General features: G+C 58.5%; 27 protein-coding genes. 11 read left to right on the top strand and 16 right to left on the bottom strand.

Annotated elements, in window-relative coordinates:
• Positions 1–15: 15 nt before the first annotated feature.
• The 6 genes from HFP51_RS02400 to HFP51_RS02375 all read right to left on the bottom strand — a co-directional run bounded on the left by HFP51_RS02400 (position 16) and on the right by HFP51_RS02375 (position 2,968).
• Positions 16–399 carry a GFA family protein gene (locus HFP51_RS02400; protein ID WP_176874196.1) on the bottom strand — a complete coding sequence of 128 codons (384 nt, stop codon included), beginning with the start codon at positions 397–399 and terminating at the stop codon, positions 16–18.
• Between the two features lie 43 nt (positions 400–442).
• On the bottom strand, positions 443–1,033 hold the full coding sequence (locus HFP51_RS02395; protein ID WP_176874195.1) for a F0F1 ATP synthase subunit B: 591 nt from the start codon (positions 1,031–1,033) through the stop codon (positions 443–445).
• Positions 1,026–1,520, bottom strand: a complete 495-nt coding sequence (locus HFP51_RS02390; RefSeq protein ID WP_176874194.1) for an ATPase — start codon at positions 1,518–1,520, stop codon at positions 1,026–1,028. Before HFP51_RS02390 ends, HFP51_RS02395 begins: the two co-directional genes overlap by 8 nt.
• Before the next feature lie 47 nt (positions 1,521–1,567).
• Positions 1,568–1,792, bottom strand: a complete 225-nt coding sequence (locus tag HFP51_RS02385) for a F0F1 ATP synthase subunit C (RefSeq protein ID WP_176874193.1) — start codon at positions 1,790–1,792, stop codon at positions 1,568–1,570.
• A 44-nt stretch (positions 1,793–1,836) separates the two neighbouring features.
• Positions 1,837–2,583 carry a F0F1 ATP synthase subunit A gene (locus tag HFP51_RS02380; RefSeq protein WP_176876498.1) on the bottom strand — a complete coding sequence of 249 codons (747 nt, stop codon included), beginning with the start codon at positions 2,581–2,583 and terminating at the stop codon, positions 1,837–1,839.
• Positions 2,584–2,650: 67 nt separating this feature from the next.
• On the bottom strand, positions 2,651–2,968 hold the full coding sequence (locus tag HFP51_RS02375; protein ID WP_176874192.1) for an AtpZ/AtpI family protein: 318 nt from the start codon (positions 2,966–2,968) through the stop codon (positions 2,651–2,653).
• Positions 2,969–3,147: 179 nt separating this feature from the next.
• On the opposite strand from HFP51_RS02375, the gene HFP51_RS02370 reads away from it, so the two are divergent.
• Together HFP51_RS02370 and HFP51_RS02365 are read left to right on the top strand one after the other, a co-directional pair.
• The gene (locus HFP51_RS02370; protein WP_176874191.1) at positions 3,148–3,870 is read left to right on the top strand and encodes a hypothetical protein; all 723 of its coding nucleotides are present in this window, start codon (positions 3,148–3,150) and stop codon (positions 3,868–3,870) included.
• A gap of 9 nt (positions 3,871–3,879) precedes the next feature.
• On the top strand, positions 3,880–4,635 hold the full coding sequence (locus HFP51_RS02365; RefSeq protein ID WP_176874190.1) for a class I SAM-dependent methyltransferase: 756 nt from the start codon (positions 3,880–3,882) through the stop codon (positions 4,633–4,635).
• 6 nt (positions 4,636–4,641) lie between these two features.
• Here the strand turns inward: HFP51_RS02365 and HFP51_RS02360 are convergent, their stop codons facing one another.
• The 3 genes from HFP51_RS02360 to HFP51_RS02350 are packed head-to-tail and all read right to left on the bottom strand — an operon-like array spanning position 4,642 to position 8,413.
• The gene (locus HFP51_RS02360; RefSeq protein ID WP_176874189.1) at positions 4,642–5,025 is read right to left on the bottom strand and encodes a YdbL family protein; all 384 of its coding nucleotides are present in this window, start codon (positions 5,023–5,025) and stop codon (positions 4,642–4,644) included.
• Positions 5,022–5,210 (bottom strand): YnbE family lipoprotein, encoded by a 189-nt coding sequence (locus tag HFP51_RS02355; protein ID WP_176874188.1) that lies wholly within the window; start codon positions 5,208–5,210, stop codon positions 5,022–5,024. Before HFP51_RS02355 ends, HFP51_RS02360 begins: the two co-directional genes overlap by 4 nt.
• A gap of 47 nt (positions 5,211–5,257) precedes the next feature.
• Positions 5,258–8,413: a YdbH domain-containing protein gene (locus HFP51_RS02350; RefSeq protein WP_176874187.1), complete on the bottom strand. Its 3,156-nt coding sequence runs from the start codon at positions 8,411–8,413 to the stop codon at positions 5,258–5,260.
• Between the two features lie 53 nt (positions 8,414–8,466).
• Here HFP51_RS02350 and radC point away from each other — a divergent pair, with 53 nt between their 5' ends.
• Entirely contained in the window at positions 8,467–9,150 is a 684-nt protein-coding gene (gene radC, locus HFP51_RS02345; RefSeq protein ID WP_176874186.1) for a DNA repair protein RadC, read from the top strand.
• A 1-nt stretch (position 9,151) separates the two neighbouring features.
• A complete protein-coding gene (locus HFP51_RS02340; protein WP_370462930.1) occupies positions 9,152–10,150 on the top strand; it encodes an NADPH:quinone oxidoreductase family protein in 999 nt (332 codons plus the stop codon).
• Here the strand turns inward: HFP51_RS02340 and ppk2 are convergent, their stop codons facing one another.
• Positions 10,151–11,149, bottom strand: a complete 999-nt coding sequence (ppk2, locus tag HFP51_RS02335) for a polyphosphate kinase 2 (RefSeq protein ID WP_176874185.1) — start codon at positions 11,147–11,149, stop codon at positions 10,151–10,153.
• Between the two features lie 276 nt (positions 11,150–11,425).
• Here ppk2 and purB point away from each other — a divergent pair, with 276 nt between their 5' ends.
• A complete protein-coding gene (purB, locus tag HFP51_RS02330) occupies positions 11,426–12,739 on the top strand; it encodes an adenylosuccinate lyase (RefSeq protein ID WP_176874184.1) in 1,314 nt (437 codons plus the stop codon).
• Positions 12,740–12,771: 32 nt separating this feature from the next.
• Positions 12,772–13,182: a hypothetical protein gene (locus HFP51_RS02325; RefSeq protein ID WP_176874183.1), complete on the top strand. Its 411-nt coding sequence runs from the start codon at positions 12,772–12,774 to the stop codon at positions 13,180–13,182.
• A gap of 273 nt (positions 13,183–13,455) precedes the next feature.
• On the opposite strand, the gene HFP51_RS02320 is transcribed toward HFP51_RS02325, so the two are convergent.
• Genes HFP51_RS02320 through dnaK form a run of 4 tightly spaced genes read right to left on the bottom strand, consistent with a single transcriptional unit; the run spans position 13,456 to position 18,797 of the window.
• Entirely contained in the window at positions 13,456–14,394 is a 939-nt protein-coding gene (locus HFP51_RS02320; RefSeq protein ID WP_176874182.1) for an MBL fold metallo-hydrolase, read from the bottom strand.
• An 11-nt stretch (positions 14,395–14,405) separates the two neighbouring features.
• Positions 14,406–15,683 (bottom strand): putative 2OG-Fe(II) oxygenase, encoded by a 1,278-nt coding sequence (locus HFP51_RS02315; protein WP_176874181.1) that lies wholly within the window; start codon positions 15,681–15,683, stop codon positions 14,406–14,408.
• A gap of 9 nt (positions 15,684–15,692) precedes the next feature.
• Entirely contained in the window at positions 15,693–16,823 is a 1,131-nt protein-coding gene (gene dnaJ, locus HFP51_RS02310; RefSeq protein WP_176874180.1) for a molecular chaperone DnaJ, read from the bottom strand.
• Between the two features lie 57 nt (positions 16,824–16,880).
• Complete coding sequence (dnaK, locus tag HFP51_RS02305) at positions 16,881–18,797, bottom strand: molecular chaperone DnaK (RefSeq protein ID WP_176874179.1); 1,917 nt, start codon at positions 18,795–18,797, stop codon at positions 16,881–16,883.
• A 155-nt stretch (positions 18,798–18,952) separates the two neighbouring features.
• Here dnaK and HFP51_RS02300 point away from each other — a divergent pair, with 155 nt between their 5' ends.
• The 5 genes from HFP51_RS02300 (at position 18,953) to HFP51_RS02280 (ending at position 22,594) form a co-directional block, all read left to right on the top strand.
• Positions 18,953–19,450: a copper chaperone PCu(A)C gene (locus HFP51_RS02300; RefSeq protein ID WP_255454777.1), complete on the top strand. Its 498-nt coding sequence runs from the start codon at positions 18,953–18,955 to the stop codon at positions 19,448–19,450.
• Positions 19,451–19,594: 144 nt separating this feature from the next.
• Complete coding sequence (locus HFP51_RS14645) at positions 19,595–20,500, top strand: hypothetical protein (RefSeq protein WP_218135319.1); 906 nt, start codon at positions 19,595–19,597, stop codon at positions 20,498–20,500.
• A 70-nt stretch (positions 20,501–20,570) separates the two neighbouring features.
• Entirely contained in the window at positions 20,571–21,035 is a 465-nt protein-coding gene (locus HFP51_RS02290; protein ID WP_176874178.1) for a vgr related protein, read from the top strand.
• Between the two features lie 73 nt (positions 21,036–21,108).
• On the top strand, positions 21,109–22,107 hold the full coding sequence (locus HFP51_RS02285) for a hypothetical protein (RefSeq protein WP_176874177.1): 999 nt from the start codon (positions 21,109–21,111) through the stop codon (positions 22,105–22,107).
• A 1-nt stretch (position 22,108) separates the two neighbouring features.
• Positions 22,109–22,594: a GNAT family N-acetyltransferase gene (locus HFP51_RS02280; RefSeq protein WP_176874176.1), complete on the top strand. Its 486-nt coding sequence runs from the start codon at positions 22,109–22,111 to the stop codon at positions 22,592–22,594.
• Here HFP51_RS02280 and grpE read toward each other — a convergent pair.
• Together grpE and hrcA are read right to left on the bottom strand one after the other, a co-directional pair.
• On the bottom strand, positions 22,591–23,187 hold the full coding sequence (gene grpE / locus HFP51_RS02275; RefSeq protein WP_176874175.1) for a nucleotide exchange factor GrpE: 597 nt from the start codon (positions 23,185–23,187) through the stop codon (positions 22,591–22,593). The genes HFP51_RS02280 and grpE overlap by 4 nt on opposite strands.
• 10 nt (positions 23,188–23,197) lie before the next feature.
• Entirely contained in the window at positions 23,198–24,241 is a 1,044-nt protein-coding gene (hrcA, locus tag HFP51_RS02270) for a heat-inducible transcriptional repressor HrcA (protein ID WP_176874174.1), read from the bottom strand.
• Between the last annotated feature and the right edge of the window lie 53 nt (positions 24,242–24,294).

Raw genomic sequence — 24,294 nt, 5'->3', positions numbered from 1 at the left:
GCGCAAACACTGCTGTCATTGCTGGTTTTGCGGCAGCCCGTCAGCGATCTCGTAATAATCGCCCTTGTCGGCAACAAAGATATGCATACCGAGCTGGGTCTGCGTCGGCGTATCGAACGCGCCCATGGCAACCGCCGTCCAGTCGCGCGAAGCCGGCGGATCCCAGAACAGGGTCGTGCCGCAGGTCTTGCAAAAGCCGCGACGGACTTTTTCTGACGATTGATACCATTGGACATGAGCTTCGCCGGCAATGGTGAGAGCCTCGCGCTTTATATCCGTCGATGCGAAAAAATGGCCGGAATGTTTGCGGCAGGCACCGCAATGGCAAGCGTCCGGTGGCGGCAAATCACCGTCAACCGTGAAGGTTACCGCGCCGCACAGGCAGGATCCTTTGTGCATTGTGAATCATCCTCTCCGTGTTTCGCACGGAGAGATAGCAGGCCTAGTTCAGCCGCGCATCCATGCCCGAGATCGTGCTGTCGATCAGCGACTTGTCCGCATCGGCGTCATGCTTTTGCTCGATCAGCTTGGCAGCGGCAGCAGCAGCCGCGCTGGCAGCCTTGGCGCGCACTTCGGCCACCGCACTGCGTTCCGCAGCAGCGATTTTTTCTTCGGCCAGCTTGCTGCGACGCTCAATCAACGTTTCCGCATCTGCTTCGGCCTGAGCGACGATGTTGCCAGCTTCTTCACGCGCCCGATCCAACAGCTCAGCAGCTTCGGTATCGGCATTGGCCGTCTTGGCTTCATATTCAGCCTTCAGCGCCTCGGCTTCGGAGCGCAGCTTGGCCGCTTCGTCGATCTCACCGCGGATTTCGGCAATCCGCTTATCCATCGCAGCGGCGATCGTACCGGGCACCTTGCGCCAGATCATGATCATGATGACCGTAATCATCGCGACCGCCACCCAACCATAGGTATCAAGACCCCAAGCCGTTTCGTGACCCGCTTCGTCATGGGCTTCAGTCGTGGCGACGGTCTCGGCCGTTTCCGGGCCGGTTTCTTCGTGGATCACTGGTTCGAGTTCGTCATCCATTGGCCATCGCCTCTTTCACCGCAGCCTCAGCTTCGCCTGATGTTACGGAACCGCCTGAAACCTTGCTGACGATATCCTGCGTCGCTTCGACAGCCACGCCTTCAATCTCGGCCAGCGCAGCGACCCGCGCTTCGGAGAGCGCGGTTTCCGCCGCACTCATCCGGGCCTGGATCGTTTCATTGGCTGCCGAGACACGCTTTTCGCGCTCGGCTGCCGCTGTCGCCTTGGCTTCCGACGTCACATCGCCGGCTGCAGAGCGCGCATCATTGAGCTGATTGCGATATTGCTCTTCGATTTCATCGGCCCGTTCATGGGCCTTGTCCGCTGCGGCGAGATCGTCCGAAACGCGCTGTGCACGCGCCTCGACCGTGCCCTGAATCTTGGGCACCATCGTCCGGGCAATGCCGAAATAGATGATGGCGAGAACACCGACCAGCCACACGATTTGTGACGCATAACTGACGGCAATCTGATCGAGCTGTGGCATGGCCTCAGCCTCCCTTGCCTATAGGCGGATAGCTATCCGGTTATCGATTAACCGAATAGCAGGATGAAGCCGATAACGGCGGCGATCAGACCGAGCAGCTCGGTCACAGCAAAGCCAATGTACAGGCGGGCCTGTTCACCATCGGCGGCTTCCGGATTGCGCAGTGCGCCCTGGAGGAACGAACCCCAGATATAACCCACACCCGCAGCAGCGGCGCCTGCGCCAATTGCAGCGAGACCAGCACCGATTAAACGTGCAGCTTCGACTTCCATTGAAAAAACTCCCTTGTGAAAATTACGTAATTGAAAAAAACGAACTAGTGCAAATTCTCTGCGTCATTGATGTAAAGCGCAGACAATAGCGCAAACACATAGGCCTGGATCGCGCAGATCAGCAGCTCAAGCGCGCTGACAAACAGCATCAGCAAGAAGCTCGGGATACTCACCAACAAGGCAACTTCAGGACCAGCATTGATCCCGGAGATTACGAAGCTTGCAAAAACCTTCAGCAGCACGTGGCCGGCGGTCATCGCGATAAACAGCCGCAGCGCGAGGCTGAACGGACGCACCATGAACGATACCAGCTCGATGAGGAACAGCAGCGGCACCATCGGGAGCGGCGTTCCATTGGGTACGAACAGGGTGAAGAATTTGAGCTTATGCTTCCAGAAACCCACCGCCAGCACGATCGAGAAGCTCATCACGGCCATCACGCCGGTCACAAGGATATGGCTGGTTACGGTGAAAGGATGCGCGCCGGTAAAGCCGATCGGCACAAGGCCGAGCAGGTTGGCGAACAGGATGAAGATGAAGATCGTGAAGATATAGGGCACATATTTCTTGCCCGCCGGGCCGATATTCGTGACCAGCATATTATCGATAAAGCCCGTCACGCTTTCGACGGCAAGCTGCCACCGACCGGGAATGAGCGAACGCTTCATTCCACCCCACATGAAGATCCAGATCACCGCAAGCGTGAACAGCATCCAAAGCGAGCTGTTCGTAAACGCTATTTCTCCCTGATCAAGAACGCCGGCAATCGGCTCGATCTTGAACTGGGACATCGGATCAATGCCGCCGCCTTCAGCTTCAGCCACAGTAAAATCCCGTTTCTTCCTGAGCAAAGCGCCCCTAATCGGAGCGCTTACTCGTCAACAAATATACATTCCGAACTGCGACGATGAACCCAAGGAACATCATCGACAGCATGAGCCATGGGTAGGTACCGAGCAGCCAGTCAAAAAACCAACCGACAATCGCACCGCCAACAGGACCGCCGACCAATTCGCTCACCGCGCGGTTGGCGTAATTTGCGCCGCTACCCCGCCGATTGCGCTTGGCCACTTTACGGGCCTCTGTGCGTTTTGCCGCTTCCAGTCGCTCTTCAAGCGCCTGAAGCCGCGCATCTTCCGCGACAGAGGATTCCTGCCCAGTGTCTTTCTCCGCCATGCTTGCTCCTATAGGCCTAAAAGCCGGACGCGCGCATGGAGGCGATCGACCCCGCCAAGGCACGGCCCGTTTAGTGAGCGGCCCTATCCAAGTCAACCGCAGATGATGCACTGCGGCATAGCATTTGGGGATTGTTTTCAGCCCTAGGAAAACGCGGCTATTCGCGCCATTATGCCGGTATGAAAAATGCACTTCCCTTCCTCGCCGCAGCACTCTTGCTGAGTACTGTACCTTCCGCCGCTCAGGCACCGGTCGAACAGGCCGAATCCGAACCGCAAAACGGCTTCTCCTACAGCTATCCCGAAGAGCGGCTGGAGGCGCTGCCGCAACTCGCAGAGCAGATGGCGGTCTTTGCCGACTCCGCGGAACGCGATTTTGCGACATTGGTAGCGGAATCAGAAGACGCCATGCCGGATAGCCCGGCCCTCGCCAATCTGACTCATAGCGAGGATTGGGGGATTGCCGGCGAAACCGAAACGCTGCTGAGCCTTGCCGGGACAATCTACGAATATGCAGGCGGTGCGCATGGGAACACGGAATTTGCCAGCCTGTTATGGGATGTCCGCAATGACCGGATGATCACTCTCACCCAGCTGTTCACTGATCGCTATTCCGGACTCGCCGAAATCGACGGGGCCTATTGCGCCAATTTACAGGCAATGCAGCGGGAGCACGGATTGCAGGACGGTGAATGGGGCGATTGCCCGCTGCTCCACGACATGACGGTCGTGCCGGTAGCCGTTCGCGATGGCGCGCCATTTACAACAATCCGTGTGCTGGTTCCGCCCTATGCGGCGGGTCCCTTTTCGCTGGGCCCGTTCGAGGTGGATGTGCCGGTCAGTGACAGCTTGATCGCGCTGGTCAAACCGGAGTTTCGCAGCAGCTTTGCCAGCGGCAGCTAGGTCGACACCGTGGACGATCTCGCATTGATGGTTGACCTGCATGGCGATGGCGAGCGCCAGAGCCCGGGCGATGATGCCGTCACGCGCCGCGCGATTGCACTGGCCGGACTGCCGGGCCGCAAAAATCTCTCCATCGCCGATATCGGCTGCGGAACCGGGGCATCGACGATGGTGCTCGCGCGCACGCTTGATGCGGAGATCGCGGCAATCGACTTCGTTCCGGAGTTTCTGGAAACGCTGGAGGACAATGCGCATCGCGAAAATCTCGGACAGAAGATCGCGACCCACCCGCTGGCAATGGATGCGCTGCCGTTCGACGATCAGTCGCTCGACGCGATCTGGTCCGAAGGGGCGATCTACAATATCGGTTTTGAGAATGGCGTTCGCTATTGGCGCCGTTTTCTCAAACCGGATGGGATACTGGCGGTATCCGAACTCACCTGGCTCACCGCGACGCGACCCGATGCGCTGACAGAATATTGGGAGCGCCATTATCCCGAAGTCGATACGGCGTCGGCCAAGATCGCAATCCTGGAAGCCAGTGGCTATTCACCGCTCGGTTATTTCCCGCTGCCCAGCTATTGCTGGCTCGCCAATTTTTACCGGCCGATCGAAGGACGGCTCGGCGCATTTCTCGAACGCCACGACAATTCAGACGCCGCGCAGGCGATAGTCGCAGAGCATCGCGAAGAAATTGCCTTCTACAAACGCTATTCCGATTATTTCAGCTATGGATTCTATATTGCCCGCCGGAGCGACGGCTAGCGAGCGCTAGCAGTAGGACGGCGTTGCGATCGGCGCGGAACCACGGGTCCGCCACGCGCCATCGCGCAGCTGATAGACTTGTCCCGGATTAACGCTCGACAGGCGATTGCACGCGGTTTCCTCGGCAACCTGTTGACGGGTCGTACCGCGCTGCTGTGCGAGATCGGCAAAGGCTGAGCGGCGTCCCAGATTGATCGCATCAACTTGCGCGCGCAGCTCGCCAGACGGGGTCTGGGCAAAGCCAAGATAGCCGGTGGCCGTCTCGCCAACGATGCCGGCATTGATTGCCTGGCGCACTTCGCTGCCTTGGGCGGGTGCCATGGTCGCCATTCCGCCAAAAGCGGCAGTCGCGGCGAGGATGGCTATAATGCTCTTGTTACGCTTGGTCATTCTGGAAACAGCTCCGGATTGTTTTCGATCAGATTTTCGACATCTTCTTGCAGATTGACGTCGACAGTCTGTGCAACATTAATGTTCAATTCGATCACAATGGGCTCTTCAGGGGCTGAAACCTGCACACAACCACTTGTTAAAGCAGCCAAAAGTGCTGCGGCGGCGAGATGCGTGCGTTTCATCCTTCTGTCGGTCGCATTGTGCTCCCTAATCGTCAATATCGCAGTCTTCATGGCATAATGTCGCTTTCGGGAGGCTGAACACCTCGTTCGGCTCTGGTTCGGTTTATTCGCGCACGGATCGCCTGCTGGACGAGGAAGCCGGGATCGTCGAGCAGGCGGAATGAGTAGAGCATCTGGTTGAACGGCGCGTTCATCGTGATGTTGAAACGCAGCGGCAGTTCAGCGAGTTCATTGGTGAATCCGGCGACCAGGAAGCTCTGATCCTCGCGTGCCAGATTGGGCGATACGCCGGTGAAGCTCACATTGGTGACCATCTCGCCATCGATCGCACCATTAAACTCAATCGCCAGCTCGGAGTAGCGGATCAGCTCAAGCGCATTGAACGCAAGCGATCCGAAGACGCCAACATTCACATCGCTGATCTCACCAATATAGGAGAAGGTTCCACCATCGCCTTGCGACACCAACCGCCCGTCGACAATCCGTCCGCCATCCCGATCGAACACCATCGGCAGCTTGCCATCGAACTGGCCGGTCGCGACGATATTTTCAAAATTACGCGCTTCGAGGAACTGGAACGCATCGACATCTTCGACCCGGAAAACGAGCCGCCGTGCCCGATCCACCCGGAAATCAAGGATTGTGGGTTCGAGGATCAGATGACCACCGGCAAAGGGCCAGCGCGCGCCTTCTACTTGCACCCGGTTGCTGTCGAGAAACTGGTAGGTCACGACCCCATCCGTGGCGATCACGCCCGGGTTTATCTCGCGGACCGTGGCGGTTTGCCCGGGCTCGGTGTTCATTCCCAGCAGGTCGGTAAACCGCAATTCTGTCGAGATTCCCTGCACCGGGCCGAACGGCGCCGCCAGATCGACATCTGTGAGCTGATACACCCCGTCGCTGGTTACACCCTCGGCATCCCATCGAATGGTTCCGGTGCCGCTCACCAACCCCTCGACCTCGGCCACGATCCCGAGCACAAGGTCGGTGAGATCGGTCGGCTGGATATGTTCATCAAATGCCAGCCGATATGTATCGAGGACTGCCTCGCCGCGACCGAGCTGGAGATCGTGAAACAGATCGACATCGGCGATGAAAACTTTCGATTCCGGCTCGCGCAGCCTGCCGGTCATCCGGATGAGATTATCCTCCATACGCAAGGCCAGTTCGCGAACCTGCAAGGGTTCGAACAGCTGATCCTCGGCATCATTGATCAGGCCACCCACGCCATCGACCTGCAGGATACCGCCGGTAAACCGCCAGTCGCCGCCACTGTCGGTCAATCGGATTGGGACATCGACTATCGCTCCGGTCGCCCCGGAATAGACACCGTCCACACCGCCCGTCACAAAATCTGCTGACATCGCGGCGATATCGAGCACCGACTGACTGCCGTCTGGCCCCAGCCGAACAGCCAGATCCGAAATCGCAAAGGATGGTCGCCGCAACGGCATCCGGAAACTGCGCGCGCTAATAGTCAGCGGCGTCTCTCCAAGCCGTCCGTTAAGACGTGGCCGGATCAGCTGGCCGCCACCCGATAAGCCGGTACCTGGCGAGTAGCGCACCAGTGCGCCACCCTCGATCGGGCAGAATGGCAATGTCGTGGGTCCAACCCGCATACCGGCTACCGTCAGGCGGTCCCAGCGAACCGGAACACATCCTTCACCGATCGCCAGCCGCCCGCCCTGACCAATGGTGCCACCGATCGGGATACGCAGCCGCTCGACCCGCCCATCGGCCAGCGGACCGGTCATTTCCACCTGGGTGACCAATTGCGTTACGCCATTGGGCGCAGCCGTAAAGCGCACCGGTGCAACCGCCAGGATCGCATTGCCTGTTCGCACCGGCTCGATCTCGGCATAACCTTCAAGGGGAGCGCCCGCACGCTCCTGCTCAATTGTCAGATAGCTTTGCGGGAACCCGCCACCCGCCAGCCGCATCGCACCATCAAAACGGGCACGGCCTCCGGGCCAGCCAAATTGCACACCATTGCCGCGTTCAAGGGTCAGTTGCGCGCCGCTCGCACTGGTCCCGCTAATCTCGGCGAAGCGGACAGCCGCACTCCCCTCGCGATAGGCAGCCGTGAGCGCAAAACGGGCATCGAAATCCCGCCCAGCAGCTTGCACGGCCTGCGCGATGATCGCCCCAACCGGACCAAGCGGCGTCCCCTCTGCCATGCGAAGTTGGCCGGAAAGATCGCTGATCAGCCCGTCACCCGCCTGCGCATCGCCAAGGTCGACATCGCCGTCAAAGGCAATCGATCGGCCGCCATCGCGAATGCGGTAATGGCCGATAACCGCGGCACTCTGCGCGCGCACATTTGCGGTTTGCGCATCTGCAGCCTGCGCCCGCACAGTTCCGGTCGTCTGGCCACCAGCGGTGCCGTCAAATGAGACTGCCAAACTAACGGCATCGCCTGCGCCACTCCAATGGGAGGCAGACGCCGCGTCTAGCGTTGCATCCCCGCCCCATCGATCCAGGCTCTCAGACAATATGGCCGAAATAGCCAGCTCCGGTGCGTCGATATCCAGGCCGTCGGCGCAATTGATCTGAGCAGCCCGCAATGGCCCATTGATTATCGGTCGCCGGTCGGTCACGCGGATTGCAAAGCTCGCCTGCATCGCGTCGGCTTGGCAATCCTCCCATGCCAAGCCAGGGCTCGTGCTCGCGAAATGGCCACGAAAACCATCGTCCAATGCCCCGGAACCGGCAACGGCCATGGCCACCGGCCCATAGGGTGTCCTCAGCTGCATCACGGCATCGCTGATATCCAACTGCAGTTCCGGCAGCACAAATGGCTCTTCGCTCGGCTCCGGCAATAACCGGCCGAGCTGACCCAGATCGACGGTGCCATCGACCAGGCGCCCATATAACCGAACGCCCTGCGCATCGATCCGGCGAACCTGCGGATAGCCGAACCCATAGCGCAGAAATATATCCGCGCGCTCGACGGTCAGGTCGGGATTTTCGGGATCGCCGATTACCAGATTTTCAACCCGCTGCCGGCCCGGTCCGAACTGCGTGATTTCATAGCTTCCCTCGGTCTCGGCATCAGCGAGATACGTGTCGATATAGCCGATCGCGATATTTTCGCGCTGGACCCACAGCAGCGCTAAGCCAATGACAATGAAGACCATTATTCCGCCCAACCAATAGCGCCGCCGTTGCCAGCGAGGTTTTTGATCGGGAACAGTTTCTTCCATTTTCTCCGATTAGCGCGATTGCGTGCGCGCCGCCATCCCGATAGCGTTGCACAATGGCAGATGCACCTATGGACGGCACGGGACACCGCGCCCGGTTGCGCAAACGATTGATCGAAGGCGGGCATGAAGCGCTGCTCGATCATGAGCTTGTGGAGTATCTGCTCACGCTCGCCATTCCGCGTCGGGATACCAAGCCGCTCGCGAAAAAACTGATCGCCGAATTTGGCGGTCTTGGCCCGCTATTATCCGCAGACGCCGCGGCGCTGGCGCGGGTCGACAAGTTGAGCGAAGGTGCCGTCGCTGCCTTGATGATCGCCAAGGCAACCGCGCTGCGACTGCTGGCTGATCCCCTGCAAGACCGGCCTGTACTGTCCAACTGGCAGGCGCTGGCCGACTATCTGCACGCCGATATGGCGCATGAACCGATTGAGCGCGTGCGCGTGCTGCATCTCGACGGCAAGAATGTGTTGATCCGTGATGAGCTCGTCACCGAAGGATCGATCGATCAGGCAGCCGTCTATGTCCGCGAGATCATCCGTCGCGCTATCGATCTACACGCCAGCGGCATGATTCTTGTTCATAACCATCCCTCGGGCGATCCCTCCCCCAGCAAGGCGGATATCCAGCTGACCCGGGAAGTCGCGGAAGCGGCGCGGCCGCTCGGTATCACTTTGCATGACCATCTGATTATCGGAACCCGCGGGCAGACCAGCCTGCGCAGCCAAGGACTTATCTGACATGACTCTTCCCACGACCATGCGCGCGCTGCGCGTATCCGATCTCGCACCGGACTTTGCCGGGTGCGCAGTCGAGGACGTGCCTGTACCGACGCCCGGACCCGGCGAGGTACTTCTTCATGTGCGCGCTGCAGCGCTCGGTTTTCCCGATCTGCTGATGACCGAAGGCAAATATCAGCATCGGCCGGATCTGCCATTCACACCGGGCACAGACATAACTGGCGAGATCGCGGCGCTCGGCGATGGTGTCGCAGGTTTCTCGGTTGGCGACGCGGTCGTCGCGCCCCTCAGTTCCGGTGGATTTGCGGAGTATGTTCTGTGTCCGGCCTCGATATTGCGGCGCAAACCCAAAAATCTGGACTACGACGCAGCATCGGCCTTCGGTGTTGCCTATCTCACGGCCTATGTCTCGCTGGTTCGCCGGGCAGAAATCCAGGTCGGCGAATGGTTGCTGGTCCACGGGGCGGCTGGCGGTGTGGGCTTGGCTGCGGTTGATCTCGGCAAGGCATTGGGCGCGCGCGTCATCGCAGCGTCGGCGTCTGACGAGAAACTCGCCATTATCGCCGATCATTATGCGCCGGATGCGACAGTCAATGTCTCAGACGGGTTTCGCGAACGGGTGAAAGAGCTGACGGATGGCGGCGCGGATGTGATCTATGATCCTGTCGGCGGCGACATCTTTGACGAAAGCACGCGCTGTATCGCCTTTGGCGGGCGGCTGTTGATCGTCGGCTTTACATCGGGCCGGATCGCGACGGTGCCGACAAATATTCCGCTGATCAAAGGCTTTTCGGTCGTCGGTGTGCGCGCCGGTGAATATGGCCGTCGCTATCCCGAGCGCGGTAGGGAAAATCTCGACGCAATCTGGGCATTGGCCGAGAGCGGGAAAGTAAAGCCGCACGTCCATGCTGCCCTACCGCTTGATCAGTGGCGCGAGGCCTTCGAGATGATGCGTAGCCGCGAAGTCGTCGGTCGCGTGATCATCGCTCCCAACGGCTAGCTAGTCCTCACCATTTCCCGACTTTCGCATGTCAGGATGTAGCGAGGTGCCAAGGATATGCTCGGCATTGTGCAACACATGCTGGGCCCGGCCGACGATCAACGGATCGGGCTTTTTCGCGATGGTCGGGTCCTTGTCAGGATAGTCGATGCTGTCGAGGAAATGCATCATGCAGTTGATGCGCGCGCGCTTTTTGTCGTTGGATTTGACGATCGTCCAGGGCGCATCGGCCGTGTCCGAATAGAAGAACATCGCTTCCTTTGCCTCGGTATAATCATCCCATTTGCTCAGGCTCGCCTGGTCGATCGGTGAGAGTTTCCAGCGTTTCAGCGGATCGGTCTGGCGAGAATCGAAGCGCGCATGCTGCTCATCCTGGGTAACCGAGAACCAATATTTGAAGAGCTTGATTCCGGATCGAACAAGCATGCGTTCAAGGTCCGGCACCTGGCGCATGAATTCGAGATATTCATTGGGTGAGCAAAAACCCATGACCCGCTCAACGCCGGCCCGATTATACCAGCTGCGGTCATAGAAAACCATTTCGCCAGCCGATGGCAGATGCTCGATATAGCGCTGGAAAAACCATTGGCCGCGCTGGCGATCATCCGGTTTGGGAAGAGCCACAACCTGGATTGATCGCGGATTGAGATGCTCGGTGAAGCGCTTGATCGTGCCGCCCTTGCCTGCCGCATCGCGCCCTTCGAACAGCAGTACAAACTTCTCGCCTGTATCCTGCGCCCAGAGCTGAACTTTCAGCAGTTCGGCCTGCAGCTGCGCTTTCTGGCGTTCATAGCTGCGCCGCGACATCTTTTTCTCATAGGGATATTCGCCGGTCTCAAAAGCCTCGCGAATGCGATCTGGTGTGGGTTTGGGAACGACCGTTTGCGGGCTTGGCGGCGCATCCGTCGCAGCGCCATTTGCCGGCTTGGCCTCAACCGCAGCCGGCGTCTTGCCGCTCTCCTCGTTCGCCCCAGCCTCTTCGAGAGATTTATCGACCATGATCTGCCCCTTCATTCACATGTCTTCTTGATGCTGAAGAATAGGGAATCGGAAAGCAAATCCATTGATGTAGGTCAAAATCAGGAAAATACTCTATTGCATTGTTATTACTCTATATTGTTGGATTTCTAGCCAGTCGAGCCGGCGTCGATTGCCCGGTTTTCCTGACGGAGCGCTGTGAGCCCGGACTATCCACACGAAAAACCAGCAATATTTGTCCCCCGCTCCACCCCCTGCTAAGCGGCGCGCTTCACTAGTCCGAAGGATTCTCCCGCAATGATCCCGCGCTACGCCCGGCCCGAAATGACCGCCATCTGGGAACCGGAGGCAAAGTTCCGCATCTGGTTTGAAATTGAAGCCCATGCGACCCAGGCGCTGGCCGATCTTGGCGTAGTTCCGGAATCGGCTGCGCAGGCGCTGTGGGACTGGTGGGCGACGGAGCCGGAAATTGATGTCGCCGCGATCGATGCGATTGAGGCCGTGACCAAGCATGACGTGATCGCCTTCCTCACCTGGGTAGCCGAAAATGTCGGCGAAGAAGCGCGCTTCATGCACCAGGGCATGACGAGCTCCGATGTCCTCGATACCTGTCTGGCGGTTCAGCTCGCCAAGGCGTCGGATATCCTGCTCGCCGATCTCGACGCGCTCCTTGAGGCGCTGAAGCGACGCGCCATGGAGCATAAGCTCACACCAACCATCGGGCGCAGCCATGGCATTCATGCAGAGCCGGTGACCTTTGGCCTCAAACTGGCTCAGGCCTATGCAGAATTCGATCGCTGCAAGACGCGGTTGAAATCAGCGCGCGCCGAAGTGGCAACCTGCGCAATATCCGGCGCTGTCGGGACCTTTGCCAATATCGATCCGCGGGTCGAAGCGCATGTGGCTGACAAGCTAGGCCTGTCGATCGAACCGATCTCTACGCAGGTGATCCCACGCGATCGTCACGCCATGTTCTTCTCTGTACTGGGCGTGATCGCTTCATCGGTTGAGCGACTTGCGGTTGAAGTCCGGCATCTCCAACGCACCGAGGTGCTGGAAGCCGAGGAATATTTCTCGCCGGGCCAAAAGGGCAGCTCGGCCATGCCGCACAAGCGCAATCCGATCCTCACCGAAAATCTCACAGGCCTGGCGCGCATGGTGCGGGGCTATGCAATACCCGCGATGGAGAATGTTGCGCTGTGGCACGAACGGGACATCAGCCACTCGTCGGTCGAACGCTATATTGGGCCGGACGCCACCATCACGCTGGATTTCGCCCTGGGTCGCCTGACCGGCGTCATCGACAAGCTGCTCGTCTATCCCGAGCGCATGCAGAAGAATTTGGACAAGATGGGCGGGCTCGTTCACTCGCAGCGCGTATTGCTCGCGCTTACCCAAGCTGCCGTATCACGCGAAGACGCGTATCGCCTGGTCCAGCGCAATGCGATGAAGGTGTGGGAATCCGATGGCCATCTATCGCTGCTTGAGCTGCTCAAGGCTGATGATGAAGTGACCGCAGCGCTTAGCGAAGCGGAGATCGAAGAGAAATTTGACCTCGGCTATCATCTTAAAAACATTGACACGATCTTCGAACGGGTTTTCGATAGCTAACAGCCAAAATACAGGCTGGTTTGGGGCAGAGCATGAAGTTATTTGATAGAGCGCAGCGTCGGCGACGTATGCTTGAGGGTTCCGAGGTTGTTGAGGAACGCATTCGCAAACGCCTTGAAGCCAAAGTCCATCAATTGGATGAGCGCGAGGCATTGCTGGCGGAACAGTTTGAGCGGCAGGAACAGCGAGCGACACAGCAAGCTGAACGGTCCCAAAACCTCGATGAGAAAGCCCGGAAACTCGAAGAGCGGGCGCAAAGCCTGGACGAGAAAGCCCAGAACCTTGAGGAAAAACGCCTAAGGTTGGAGGAGGCCCGCGAATATATCGATGAGAAACGGGCCAACCTCGAAGCAAGAGCGGCAAACCTGGCGGAGAAAGAAGAACGGATCGGGCGAATGGCGTTGGATCTTACCCGTGGCAGCGGGCCGACTGCAGAGGACTAATTCTCGCACCTGATCGTTGCAAAAACTGCAACCGTGCTATTGCTTTTGGCGATGGCGAACGAGCCGGCGGACCCCATTTCGTGTCTGAAACGACCCCCCGTTTCACATGCAATGGAAGGTAGAGATCATGGACATGTTCTCAAAATCGATCACCGCCCTTGCCGCAGCGCTGGCCCAGCTCCTGTTCATTGGAGTTATTTTCGGCGGCTAGGCTGCGCCATCGACGAGTTAGAAGTTCAGGCCGTCAGACCTCGCGTCTTGCGGCCTGTTCTTTTAGTGACTGTGACCGCCATCATCATGGTCGTGCGTATCTTCGCTGGCGCTCGGATCAGTAAGACTCGCATGGACGAAGCCGATAAATCGTTCACCGGAAATGAAACCGCCTTCCAGATCGTAGTCGGCGGTAATCCCCATCGCCTGGATTTCTTCCAGCGAGCGGCCCGCATCGATCGCGGTTTGCACCGCCGAAGAGATTGCAACGAGCATGTCGCGATAGCCAACCAAGTCCGCGCGCGTGCCCATCGGACCATGGCCGGCAATAATCTGGGTTTCGGCGTTGGTCATATCCACCACCATATTCGCGGCGCGGATCATGCCCTGGACGCTGCCGCCGCTATCGCGATCGATATACGGGAATGTACGACCGCTAAAATAGAGATCGCCCATATGAACAATATTGGCATTTTCCCACCAGATCACCGAGTCCCCATCGGTATGTGCGTCATGCACATGGATGGCGTGGACGGTATCGCCATTCAGATGCAGCTTTATGCCATCTTCATAGGTTACAACCGGCAATGCGGCCGGTGGGGCCGGTGGAACCACGCGGCGCCCGTCGGACCCTTGCGCCATCCGGATCCGGACATTTTCATGCGCCATGATCAGCGCGCCGGCTTCACCGAAATTCTCATTGCCGCCGCTATGATCCCCATGCCAGTGCGTATTGATCAGAAACCGCGTCGGTTCAGCGCCTAGATCACTGATTGCCGCCTGAATGCGGGCGGTGAGCGGAGCGAATTGATCGTCGATCAGCACGGTTCCGTCTTCGCCATAGGAGACGCCGATATTGCCGCCTCGACCGAAGATTACGGCAATGCCTGGTGCAAGCTGCTGACTGGTCACTTCGACATCAGCCATCTCATTGTCCTGCGCACAGGCTGGAGCTGAGATGAGGATGGACGCAGCTATGGCGACGGAGGAATATCTGGTCATAGGAAGTCCTTTCAGGACGGTGCGATATCAAAGGCGACGGACATCCTTTCCCCCGCGGGAAAGGCGCGTGTGCCGTGATAGAGATAGCTCGGAAACAGGACAAGGCGACCAGGCCTGGGCGCTATGGTTGCCAGTGGCTCAAGGTCGATCTTGAGATCTTCGGGAGGTCGCCCAAGTTCGATCCATCCTTCCTGTCGCTCCGGATCCAGCGCGTCGGGCACGGCCGCATAGAAAGCCGAACTCAAAACTCCCGCGGGATGCACATGGCTGACATGAAAACCGCCGCCCATGATCCGTATCGACCAGCCGGTTACGAATGTCGGCTTGGCATCACGATGGCGTAACAGCGGATGCGCGTCATCGCGCGCTGGAAGCGCTTTCCAGAACTCGGAAACAGCGACGGCAAGCCTGCCCCGCAAATTCTGTATCGGTCGCTCAATCCGCTTGAAGATATTGCCGCGGGTTTGCGTTCCGCTGCGTACACTTTGTCCGATCGGCGCAGACCCTGACGCGTGAAGATCTCGGAGCAGATCGGCCAGATCGGCCAGCTCTGTTTCTGACATTTCGAGATCTGCGGGTCCGAATAATGCACCATCGCCAACCAACCAGTCATGCCGAGGGTCTTCAGCAAGCCGCCAGGCTATTTCCGTCAGCGCCCAATTCGAAACATCGTCCGGGTGACGCGATCGGGCTTCATCCAGTTCGACGATTGCCGCGTCCAGATCACCCGTGCGCAGACGATGCCTCGCCAATTGTTGCGGTAGATCGGGCAATTCACGCGGCAGATCTTTGAACAAAGCTGACGCGCGACCAAGATCGCCCCCTGCCCCGGTGTGCATCGCCTCGATCAAGCGCAGCATCGGCATATCGAACCCGGTTTCGCGCGCCGTCTGTGCAGCATCGGCGGCGGCTAGCAATTTGCCAGACCCGGCCAATAACGAGATATAGTTTTTCCAAAGGCCCGCATGGCGCGGGAGTTTGTGTAACGCAGCTTCGATCTCACCGAGATAGCCCTCAGTATCGCCCATTTCCCAACGGAAACCCGCCAGCGCGACATGGCCATCCACCCAATCGGGGGCGCGGCCGAGAATATCTTCAAGGCGAGCCAATGGCTCGGACTCATGGCGAGACAGGCGCAACGCAGCCTCACTGATCAGCAGGCCACCATCATTGGGATTGTTTTTTAGAGCTGCCGAGACCAGCGCCAACGCGTCCGCGTCTCCGCGATGATAGGCTGAAATGGCGGCATTACGTTGGGCTTGCGCATCAGACGAGCCGGATTCCGCCACCTGCTCCGCCTATTCGCCAAACATGGTTTTCAGCTTGTCGAAAAAGCCCGCGCTTTCCGGACTCTCTTCGCCGGTTTCGGTCTCGCGAAACTCCTGGAGCAGCTCTTTCTGCCGGCTGTTCAGCTTGGTCGGTGTTTCGACGTCAAATTGCGCAACCAGATCACCGAAGCCACGCCCCTGAAGCACCGGCATTCCGGCACCGCGTTTCCGAAGTTGCTTGCCGGATTGCATGCCGGCGGGAATCTGGAAGCTGTGCACTTCGCCATCCAGGCCCGGCACGTCGATGGCACCGCCAAGCGCGGCTGTTGTGAACGATATCGGGCAGCGCGCGAACAAGGTTGTACCTTCGCGCTGGAAAATCTCGTGCCGGGTCAGGTGAACGAAAATATAGAGATCGCCGGCCGGGCCGCCACGCGATCCGGCTTCGCCCTCACCCGAGACGCGAATTCGTGTCCCATCGTCGACACCCGGTGGAATCTTCACCTCGATAGTCTTGGTCGTATCGACCCGACCTTCACCGCGACAATCTTCACACGGATCGGCGATCACTTGCCCCAAGCCATGGCAGCTTGGGCAGGTGCGCTCGACGAGGAACAGGCCCTGCTGTGCACGGACTTTGCCATGGCCTTGGCATGTCGAGCAGGTTTGCGCCGATGTACCGGCCTTCGCGCCCGAGCCATCACAGGTCTCGCACGACGCGGTGACATCGAGCATCAGCTCGGCGTCCTTGCCCTGAAATGCATCTTCCAGGGTTATCTCATAGTCATATCGCAGGTCTGCGCCGCGGCGAACATCCCGACCACGGCCACGGCCGCGACCGCCGCCCATGAAATCCTCGCCAAAGATATTCTCGAAGATATCGGAGAATGCGCCGAAACCATCCTGCTGCTGATGCCCGCCGCCACCGCCGCCATTTTGGAAGGCAGCATGGCCAAAGCGATCATAGGCCGCGCGCTTCTGCGGATCCTTCAAACACTCATACGCTTCGTTGATGGATTTGAACTTGGCTTCGCATTCTGCATCGCCCGGATTGCGATCCGGATGATATTGCATGGCGAGCTTACGATAGGCGGATTTTAACGTCGCACCATCGGCGCCCCGTTCCACCTGCAACAGTTCGTAATAATCGACTTCCGTCATGGCTGCCCCAGCGTGACGAAGCCGGGGGAGAAGCGCATCGCCTCTCCCCCGATCATCTTAGGATTTCTGGTCTTCGTCGACTTCGGAGAATTCAGCGTCGACGACATCTTCGTCTTCGCTCGATCCACCTGCATCAGCGGCTTCGCCTTCGGCCGCGCCACCTTCAGCCTGCTGGGCTTCGTAGATCTTCTGGCCCATCTGCATGGCAGCCTGTGCAAGTTCTTCCGACGTGGTCTTCATCGCCGCACTGTCATCTGCCTCAATCGCCGTTTTAGTTTCGGCAATCTTGGTTTCGATTTCAGTCTTGAGATCGTCATCGATCTTGTCGCCATGTTCGGACAGCTGCTGTTCGGTCGTGTGAACAAGGCTTTCGGCCTGGTTCTTGGACTCGGCGGCTTCGCGACGCTGTTTGTCTTCTTCGGCAAACTGCTCCGCTTCCTGAACCATCTGCTCGATATCGCTATCGTCGAGACCGCCAGAGGCCTGGATCTTGATCTGCTGTTCCTTGCCCGTGCCCTTATCCTTGGCAGACACGTTCACGATGCCATTGGCATCGATATCGAAGGTCACTTCGATCTGCGGAACGCCGCGCGGTGCCGGTGGGATGCCAACCAGATCGAACTGGCCGAGCATCTTGTTGTCCGACGCCATTTCGCGTTCGCCCTGGAACACACGGATCGTCACGGCATTCTGATTGTCGTCCGCTGTCGAATAGACCTGGGTCTTCTTCGTCGGGATCGTGGTGTTGCGATCGATCATGCGGGTGAACACGCCACCGAGCGTTTCGATACCGAGCGAGAGCGGGGTAACGTCGAGCAGGAGAACGTCTTTGACATCACCCTGCAGAACGCCGGCCTGAATGGCCGCGCCCATCGCTACAACCTCATCCGGGTTAACGCCGGTATGCGGTTCCTTGCCGAAAAACTCTTCGACGACGCTGCGAACCTTGGGCATGCGGGTCATGCCGCCGACCATGATCACTTCGTCGATATCGGCAGATTTTACAGCGCCATCTTCGAGTGCCTTTTTGCATGGCGAAAGCGTCCGCTTGATCAGATCGCCAACCAGCTGCTCAAGGTCCGACCGGGTAATCGTTTTCACGAGATGCTTGGGACCATTTTGATCAGCGGTGATGAACGGCAGGTTCACCTCGGTCGACTGAGCCGAGCTCAATTCGATCTTGGCTTTCTCCGCTGCTTCTTTGAGCCGCTGCAGGGCCAGCTTGTCTTCGCGAAGATCAATGCCTTCCGCTTTCTTGAACTCATCCGCCAGGAAGCCGACAACCTTGCTGTCGAAATCTTCGCCGCCGAGGAAAGTGTCGCCATTGGTCGACTTCACTTCGAAAACGCCGTCGCCAATCTCGAGAATCGAGATGTCGAACGTGCCGCCGCCCAGATCGTAGACAGCGATGGTTTTGCCGTCATTCTTCTCCAGGCCATAGGCGAGCGCAGCCGCGGTCGGCTCGTTGATGATCCGCAAAACTTCAAGGCCCGCAATCTTGCCCGCGTCTTTGGTCGCCTGGCGCTGGGCATCGTTGAAATAGGCCGGGACGGTGATAACCGCCTGCTCGACCGTTTCGCCGAGATAGCTCTCGGCGGTTTCCTTCATCTTCTGAAGAATGAATGCCGAGATCTGCGACGGGCTATAATCTTCGCCACCCGCTTTCACCCAGGCATCGCCATTGCCGCCTTTGACGATATTATAGGGAACCAGCTCCATATCCTTTTTCGTCATCGGATCGTCGAAGCGGCGGCCGATAAGGCGCTTCACTGCAAAAACCGTATTGTCTGGATTGGTGACGGCCTGGCGCTTTGCCGGCTGGCCGATAAGGCGCTCGCCATCCTTGGTGAAGGCGACCATGGACGCAGTCGTCCGTTCGCCTTCTGAATTCTCAATAACTTTGGGCTTGCCGCCTTCCATGACAGCAACGCACGAATTTGTCGTGCCCAGATCGATACCAATTACTTTAGCCATTTTATCCCTCGATAGTTCCCCGAAATACGGCGGAGCCGGTGGCTCCCCTTGATGAGTAAGCAAGAACCGCCGGCGCGGTGTTATAGGCGCGATATAGGTGGGGTTTTTCTTGCTGCAACCATTTGCCCCCCGTAAAGGAAAACGATTGTTCAGATATGGGATTTATCATGCGCTTACCGATTGTTGCCGCGCTGGCACCGCTTGCCCTTATTGCCTGCAGCACCGCCGAAGAGGCTGGGCCGGTTGAAACGGTCGAAAATGCCTGGGTCAGGCTGCCCGCGGTCGATGGTCGCCCGGCGGCAGCATATTTCACGCTAAACGGCGGAGAAGCGGGCGATACACTGCTTGCAATTGACAGCGAGCGGGTCGCCAATATCGAGCTGCACGAGACCATAATGGATGGCGATGCGATGCGCATGCGGCCGATCATGTCGGCCGATATGCCGGCTGGCGAAGTGGTGAGTTTTGAGCCTGGTGGGCGCCATGCGATGCTGTTCGGTATCGATCCCGAAGTCACGCCAGGAACATCACTTTCCCTTAATTTTCGGTTCGATAGCGGTCGTGACGTCACCGTTGAGGCGACCACCATTGCCGCCGGCGACTCCCCACCCTCGCAATCCGATTCATCAGTTGTGCATCACGAGATGAACTAGGCGCCTGGCTGACAGGTTTAGATTGTCCGCAAAATGGACGGAATCACCGTCTTTCAGTCTGGACGCTGAAGGCCGTCTGGTCCACTATGCCAGACGGACCTGGGTCGCTCCGTCTGCTGACACTTTTCTCGGGGGGTAATCACCATGAACGCAATTCGATCAATCGCCATTTGCGCGAGCGCAATCGGTATCGCCGCTGCGCCTGCCCATGCACAAAATGTCAATCTCGATCCGAGCTATGGCACCATCCAGCTCCAAGCCGGTTTCAGTGACGATCCGCGCCTCGTGGAGCTCTCCTCCGGCGGTCGCAACCTGGCGTCTGACACGGCCAATGGATGCCGCGGCTATGTCGCCAATGCACCCGATGTGCGCGTCATCTATTCGAGCGGCAGCCTGCCGCTGCTGTTCTCCGTCGCCTCGGACGCAGACACAACCTTGATGGTCAATGCGCCAGACGGTCGCTGGTATTGCGATGACGACAGCGCCAGCGGTCTCAACCCGTCAGTCCGGTTCAACAATCCGCTCTCTGGCCGCTATGAAGTTTGGGTCGGCACATTTGGCAGCGCAAGCCTGCGTTCGGCCATACTCGGTATCTCCGAACTTTATGATGATATCTCCAACCTGCCGAGCGGCAACAGCAGCGGCGGGCCCGATTTCTCGCTCGATCCGAACTACGGGACGGCCAACCTGCGCTCGGGGTTTACGCCCGACCCGCATCGGGTACGGCTACAATCCGGCGGTCCGATCGACGCATCGACCCTCGGCAGCCCGTGCCGCGGCTATATTGCCCGGGCGCCAGACTATCGGGTCAACTATTCCAGCGGACGCCTGCCGCTGAACATTTCCGTTGAATCAAGCGCGGATACGACGCTCGTGGTCAACGGACCGGACGGCAACTGGTATTGCGACGATGACAGCGGAAACGGGCTTAATCCGTCGATCCGTTTTGAGACGCCGCGATCCGGCCAATATGATATCTGGGTCGGCACCTATGGAAATTCGCGGCTCGAATCCGCGATCCTGGATGTGTCCGAACTGTACAGCAACTAATCGGATCGCAGGGGCAAGGCGCTGAAACAGTCCTTGCCCCTGCCCCCATATATAACCGAATAAGCGAGCGATGACCGCTACCGCCCGCCCTTTGACCGTTGCCGAGCGCAAGCTCGTTGCCAGCATCTTTGGCGATGCAATCGACTATGATGCGGTGAAACTTCACAAACGGAAATGGTATCCGTTGCAGCCGGTCAACACGCTCATGGCGCCGACCGGTGGCATCTGGTTTCACCCCAAGGGACCCTATTGGCGCGACGATTTTGGGACAGTACCGCTCAAGCTGCAGGCCTTGTTCCTGCACGAGATGACCCATGTCTGGCAGTATCAATCCGGGATATTCCTGCCGCTCCGTCGCCATCCCTTCTGTCGCTATCATTATTCGATCCGCCCGGGATGGCCGCTCAAACGCTATGGCATTGAACAACAGGCCGAAATTGTCCGGCATGTTTTCCTGCTGAGAAACGGGCAAACGGTACCCGGTGCCCCGCCGCTCGGAAGTTTCGAGGCAATCTTGCCCTTCAAACCATATTGAACGGATAACCCCGCCAGCTTCATTGCCGAGCACAGCATTGACCGCTAATGATTCCCGGGAACAGGGGGATGATATGGGATTTGGTCTGAAGAAACTGATGGGAGCAATATTTGCTGTTGCGGCGCTCACCGCAATACCAGTTGCCGGTCAGGCTCAGCGTCCGCCGCCGCCGCCGCTTCCAGACATTCCTCCCACACCGGTGATGAGCGGCGTCACCTACCCCGATTGCCTGTATCAATATCGCGAATATCGCGAACCGTTCGAAAAAGCTGCAGCCACAACGCGCTGCACCGAACAACTTGACGCCTATCACGGCACGGTGCTGGCAGAGTTTCGTGTTCGCATGATCGAACATCAGGAAGCTTTGACAGAGCTCTATGAATCCCAAGTCATGAATGACTTTGCCTATACGCAAGAACAGGCGGACGGATTTTATGCCGAGATTACGCAAGAACATGCCGATTCCAATCCGGACGGACGCCACATGGCGCGGCTCCGTGGCCTGGAAGCGCAATATGAAGAGGACCGTGAATATCTGCAGGAACGGTTCTGCCGCTATTCCGAAATGTGCGCAGATTATCAAAGCACGGCCGTAACCGCCGAACGCGATCGCGAAGATGGCACGGTACGGGCAACGAGACGGCGTGAATCCGATGGTGGAGGTTCATGTGATACCGAACGCGCCGGTGGCGGCATCTTGGGCGGCCTGCTGGGCGGAATAGTCGGCGAAGCCGCCGGTATAGGTGCGCTGGGAGGCTTTATTGCCGGTCAGTTTGCCGGGGTCCTGGTGGCAGAAATTGCCTGCCAATTGGAGCCTGAGGAACAGGAAGAGATGGCCACCGCCACCGAAACCGTGACCGAGCAGGAAGAAGTTGGCGCGACTGCAGAATGGGTCAGCCCTACCCGCGCCGACGTTTCCGGCTCTTCAACCGTCACCGCGCTTAACTCACAACCCAATGGCGCAACCTGCATGGACGTGACCGATGTCGTGATCATCAGCGGTGAAGAAACCCGGATATCGAAGCGCATGTGTCGCGGTCCAGGCGAGGCGCGATACACTTTGGCGGCTTGATATGGATGTGGTGATCCGGCGGTTCGAGGCGGGCGATGCGAAAGCATTTGCCGATTTGAACCTGATCTGGATTGAAGACGAATTCACGATAGAGCCATCGGATCGGGACCAGCTGGAACGCCCCGACGACACGATTCTTGCCAAGGGTGGTCAAATCATCATTGCGGAGATCGATGGCGAGGTATGCGGATGCGGCGCCGTGCTGCCTGCCCACCTCCAGCCGAGCGATGACAAGTTTTTCGTCGAGATCGTCAAAATGGCGGCGAAACCGGATCTACGCGGCAAGGGCATCGGTCGAAAAATCATGACGCGGCTGATCGAGGAAGCCCGATCAATGGGCGCTGACGGTATCTGGCTCGAGACGAGCGACAAGCTGGTCGCGGCGACCTATCTTTATCGCTCCTCTGGATTCCGAGACCTTGGCGAAGGCGAACTTTGGCCAACGCCCTACCAGCGCTGCAACTCGCAGATGATCATGGAGTTTTAGTCGGCCTTTTTGGCAACGCCGACCAAAGCCGGGCGCAACAGGCGATCCTTGATGACATAACCGCGCTGCATCTGCTGTACGATGGTGCCAGGTTCCGCGTCATCGGTCGGAATTTCGACCATTGCCTGATGCCGGTTTGGATCCAGCTCTTCGCCAATTGCTTCGACAGGCTCGATGCCGTGTTTGGCAAAGATCGTCACAATTTCGCGTCCGGTGGCTTCCAGGCCTGCGACCAGGCCTTTGAATTTCTCGTCTTCGCGCAGCTCATCGGGAATCGCATCCAGTGCGCGTTCGAGATTGTCGGCGACCGACAGGATATCGCGCGCAAAGCCCGTAGCAGCATAGGAGCTGGCATTTTGCTTTTCTTGTTCGAGACGCCGGCGCGTATTCTGCTCTTCGGCTTTCGCGTAAAGGACGGCCTGCTTCGCTTCAGCCAATTCTTCTTCGAGCTCGACCACGCGGTCCGCATCGGAGACAGTCTCATCGTCCTCCGCGCCATCGTCCAGCATATCTTCAGGAACGCCAGCCAGTTCAGCTTCGGCCGCTTCCGAAAGGGATTCCTTGTCCATATCGTCGGTCTTTTCGCCGTTCATAACTCTATTTTTAGCTCACTAATTTCGAGAGGGTTTTTGCCGTGAAATCCACCATGGGAACGACCCGGGCATAGTTCAAGCGCGTTGGGCCAATTACACCCACTACGCCAACCACCTGACCATCGCCATCATGATAGGGCGCGGCGATAACCGATGATCCGGAAAGCGCAAACAGCTTATTTTCCGATCCGATGAAGATTTTCGTCGCGCGGGCATCGCGCGCATGATCGAGCAGTTGGGCAATTTCTTCCTTGCCTTCCAGCTCACCAAGCAGCTGTTTGACCCGATCCAGATCCGCCGCCGCCGTTTCATCGAGCAGATTTGCCTGGCCCCGTACGATCATCACCGGGCGCGAAGCATTGTCGCGCGACCAGGTTGCCAGGCCCCGCGCAATCAGATCCTGCGCCGCATCGTCCAGTGCCGCCTTCCCCTGGCCAATTTCTTCCGTCAGCCGGGCCCGCGCCTCGTCCAGGGTCAATCCTGACAGGCGTTGGCTGACATAATTTGCTGCCTCAGCCAGTGTTGACGAGGGAATGGAGTGCGGCAGATCGACGATCCGGTTTTCGACGGTGCCATCATTGCCGACAAGCACTGCCAGCGCCTGGCTATCGGATAGCGGCACAAAGCCGAACTGATTGAGCACCGGTTCGCGTTTCGCCACATGGACGATCCCCGCACAAGCAGACAGTCCCGACAAGGCAGCGGTGGTGTTGGCCACCGCCTCTTCTACCGGCCCCTCCCCATCAATCTGGGTGGCGATGGCCTGTTGCTCGGCAACCGTCAGCCGACCCGCTTGCATCATGCCGTCGACAAACAGCCTGAGGCCCGTCTCGGTGGGCATGCGCCCGGCACTGGTATGGGGAGCAGCCAAGAGCTGCAGCTCTTCCAGATCCTGCATCACATTGCGGATCGAAGCCGGCGACAGATTCAATCCCGACATCTTGGAGATCGTGCGCGATCCAACGGGTTCGCCGCTTTCGAGATAATTCTCGACTACGGTACGAAACACATCGCGTGCACGCTCAGACATTTCGGTGACATTGGAATCCGCCATAGGCGGGATGTAGAAACTCCGAAGGGAAATCGCCAGTGCTGGCTTTTCATGTC

This window comes from Parasphingopyxis sp. CP4 (assembly GCF_013378055.1).
Classification (GTDB): domain Bacteria; phylum Pseudomonadota; class Alphaproteobacteria; order Sphingomonadales; family Sphingomonadaceae; genus Parasphingopyxis.
This window is presented reverse-complemented; position numbering and strand designations above follow the sequence as displayed.

Coding starts and splice junctions, on each gene's coding strand:
- HFP51_RS02400 (WP_176874196.1), bottom strand. CDS start 399: ATGCACAAAGGATCCTGCCTGTGCGGCGCGGTAACCTTCACGGTTGAC.
- HFP51_RS02395 (WP_176874195.1), bottom strand. CDS start 1,033: ATGGATGACGAACTCGAACCAGTGATCCACGAAGAAACCGGCCCGGAA.
- HFP51_RS02390 (WP_176874194.1), bottom strand. CDS start 1,520: ATGCCACAGCTCGATCAGATTGCCGTCAGTTATGCGTCACAAATCGTG.
- HFP51_RS02385 (WP_176874193.1), bottom strand. CDS start 1,792: ATGGAAGTCGAAGCTGCACGTTTAATCGGTGCTGGTCTCGCTGCAATT.
- HFP51_RS02380 (WP_176876498.1), bottom strand. CDS start 2,583: ATGTCCCAGTTCAAGATCGAGCCGATTGCCGGCGTTCTTGATCAGGGA.
- HFP51_RS02375 (WP_176874192.1), bottom strand. CDS start 2,968: ATGGCGGAGAAAGACACTGGGCAGGAATCCTCTGTCGCGGAAGATGCG.
- HFP51_RS02370 (WP_176874191.1), top strand. CDS start 3,148: ATGAAAAATGCACTTCCCTTCCTCGCCGCAGCACTCTTGCTGAGTACT.
- HFP51_RS02360 (WP_176874189.1), bottom strand. CDS start 5,025: ATGACCAAGCGTAACAAGAGCATTATAGCCATCCTCGCCGCGACTGCC.
- HFP51_RS02355 (WP_176874188.1), bottom strand. CDS start 5,210: ATGAAACGCACGCATCTCGCCGCCGCAGCACTTTTGGCTGCTTTAACA.
- HFP51_RS02350 (WP_176874187.1), bottom strand. CDS start 8,413: ATGGAAGAAACTGTTCCCGATCAAAAACCTCGCTGGCAACGGCGGCGC.
- radC (WP_176874186.1), top strand. CDS start 8,467: ATGGCAGATGCACCTATGGACGGCACGGGACACCGCGCCCGGTTGCGC.
- HFP51_RS02340 (WP_370462930.1), top strand. CDS start 9,152: ATGACTCTTCCCACGACCATGCGCGCGCTGCGCGTATCCGATCTCGCA.
- ppk2 (WP_176874185.1), bottom strand. CDS start 11,149: ATGGTCGATAAATCTCTCGAAGAGGCTGGGGCGAACGAGGAGAGCGGC.
- purB (WP_176874184.1), top strand. CDS start 11,426: ATGATCCCGCGCTACGCCCGGCCCGAAATGACCGCCATCTGGGAACCG.
- HFP51_RS02325 (WP_176874183.1), top strand. CDS start 12,772: ATGAAGTTATTTGATAGAGCGCAGCGTCGGCGACGTATGCTTGAGGGT.
- HFP51_RS02320 (WP_176874182.1), bottom strand. CDS start 14,394: ATGACCAGATATTCCTCCGTCGCCATAGCTGCGTCCATCCTCATCTCA.
- dnaJ (WP_176874180.1), bottom strand. CDS start 16,823: ATGACGGAAGTCGATTATTACGAACTGTTGCAGGTGGAACGGGGCGCC.
- dnaK (WP_176874179.1), bottom strand. CDS start 18,797: ATGGCTAAAGTAATTGGTATCGATCTGGGCACGACAAATTCGTGCGTT.
- HFP51_RS02300 (WP_255454777.1), top strand. CDS start 18,953: ATGGGATTTATCATGCGCTTACCGATTGTTGCCGCGCTGGCACCGCTT.
- HFP51_RS14645 (WP_218135319.1), top strand. CDS start 19,595: ATGAACGCAATTCGATCAATCGCCATTTGCGCGAGCGCAATCGGTATC.
- HFP51_RS02290 (WP_176874178.1), top strand. CDS start 20,571: ATGACCGCTACCGCCCGCCCTTTGACCGTTGCCGAGCGCAAGCTCGTT.
- HFP51_RS02285 (WP_176874177.1), top strand. CDS start 21,109: ATGGGATTTGGTCTGAAGAAACTGATGGGAGCAATATTTGCTGTTGCG.
- HFP51_RS02280 (WP_176874176.1), top strand. CDS start 22,109: ATGGATGTGGTGATCCGGCGGTTCGAGGCGGGCGATGCGAAAGCATTT.
- grpE (WP_176874175.1), bottom strand. CDS start 23,187: ATGAACGGCGAAAAGACCGACGATATGGACAAGGAATCCCTTTCGGAA.
- hrcA (WP_176874174.1), bottom strand. CDS start 24,241: ATGGCGGATTCCAATGTCACCGAAATGTCTGAGCGTGCACGCGATGTG.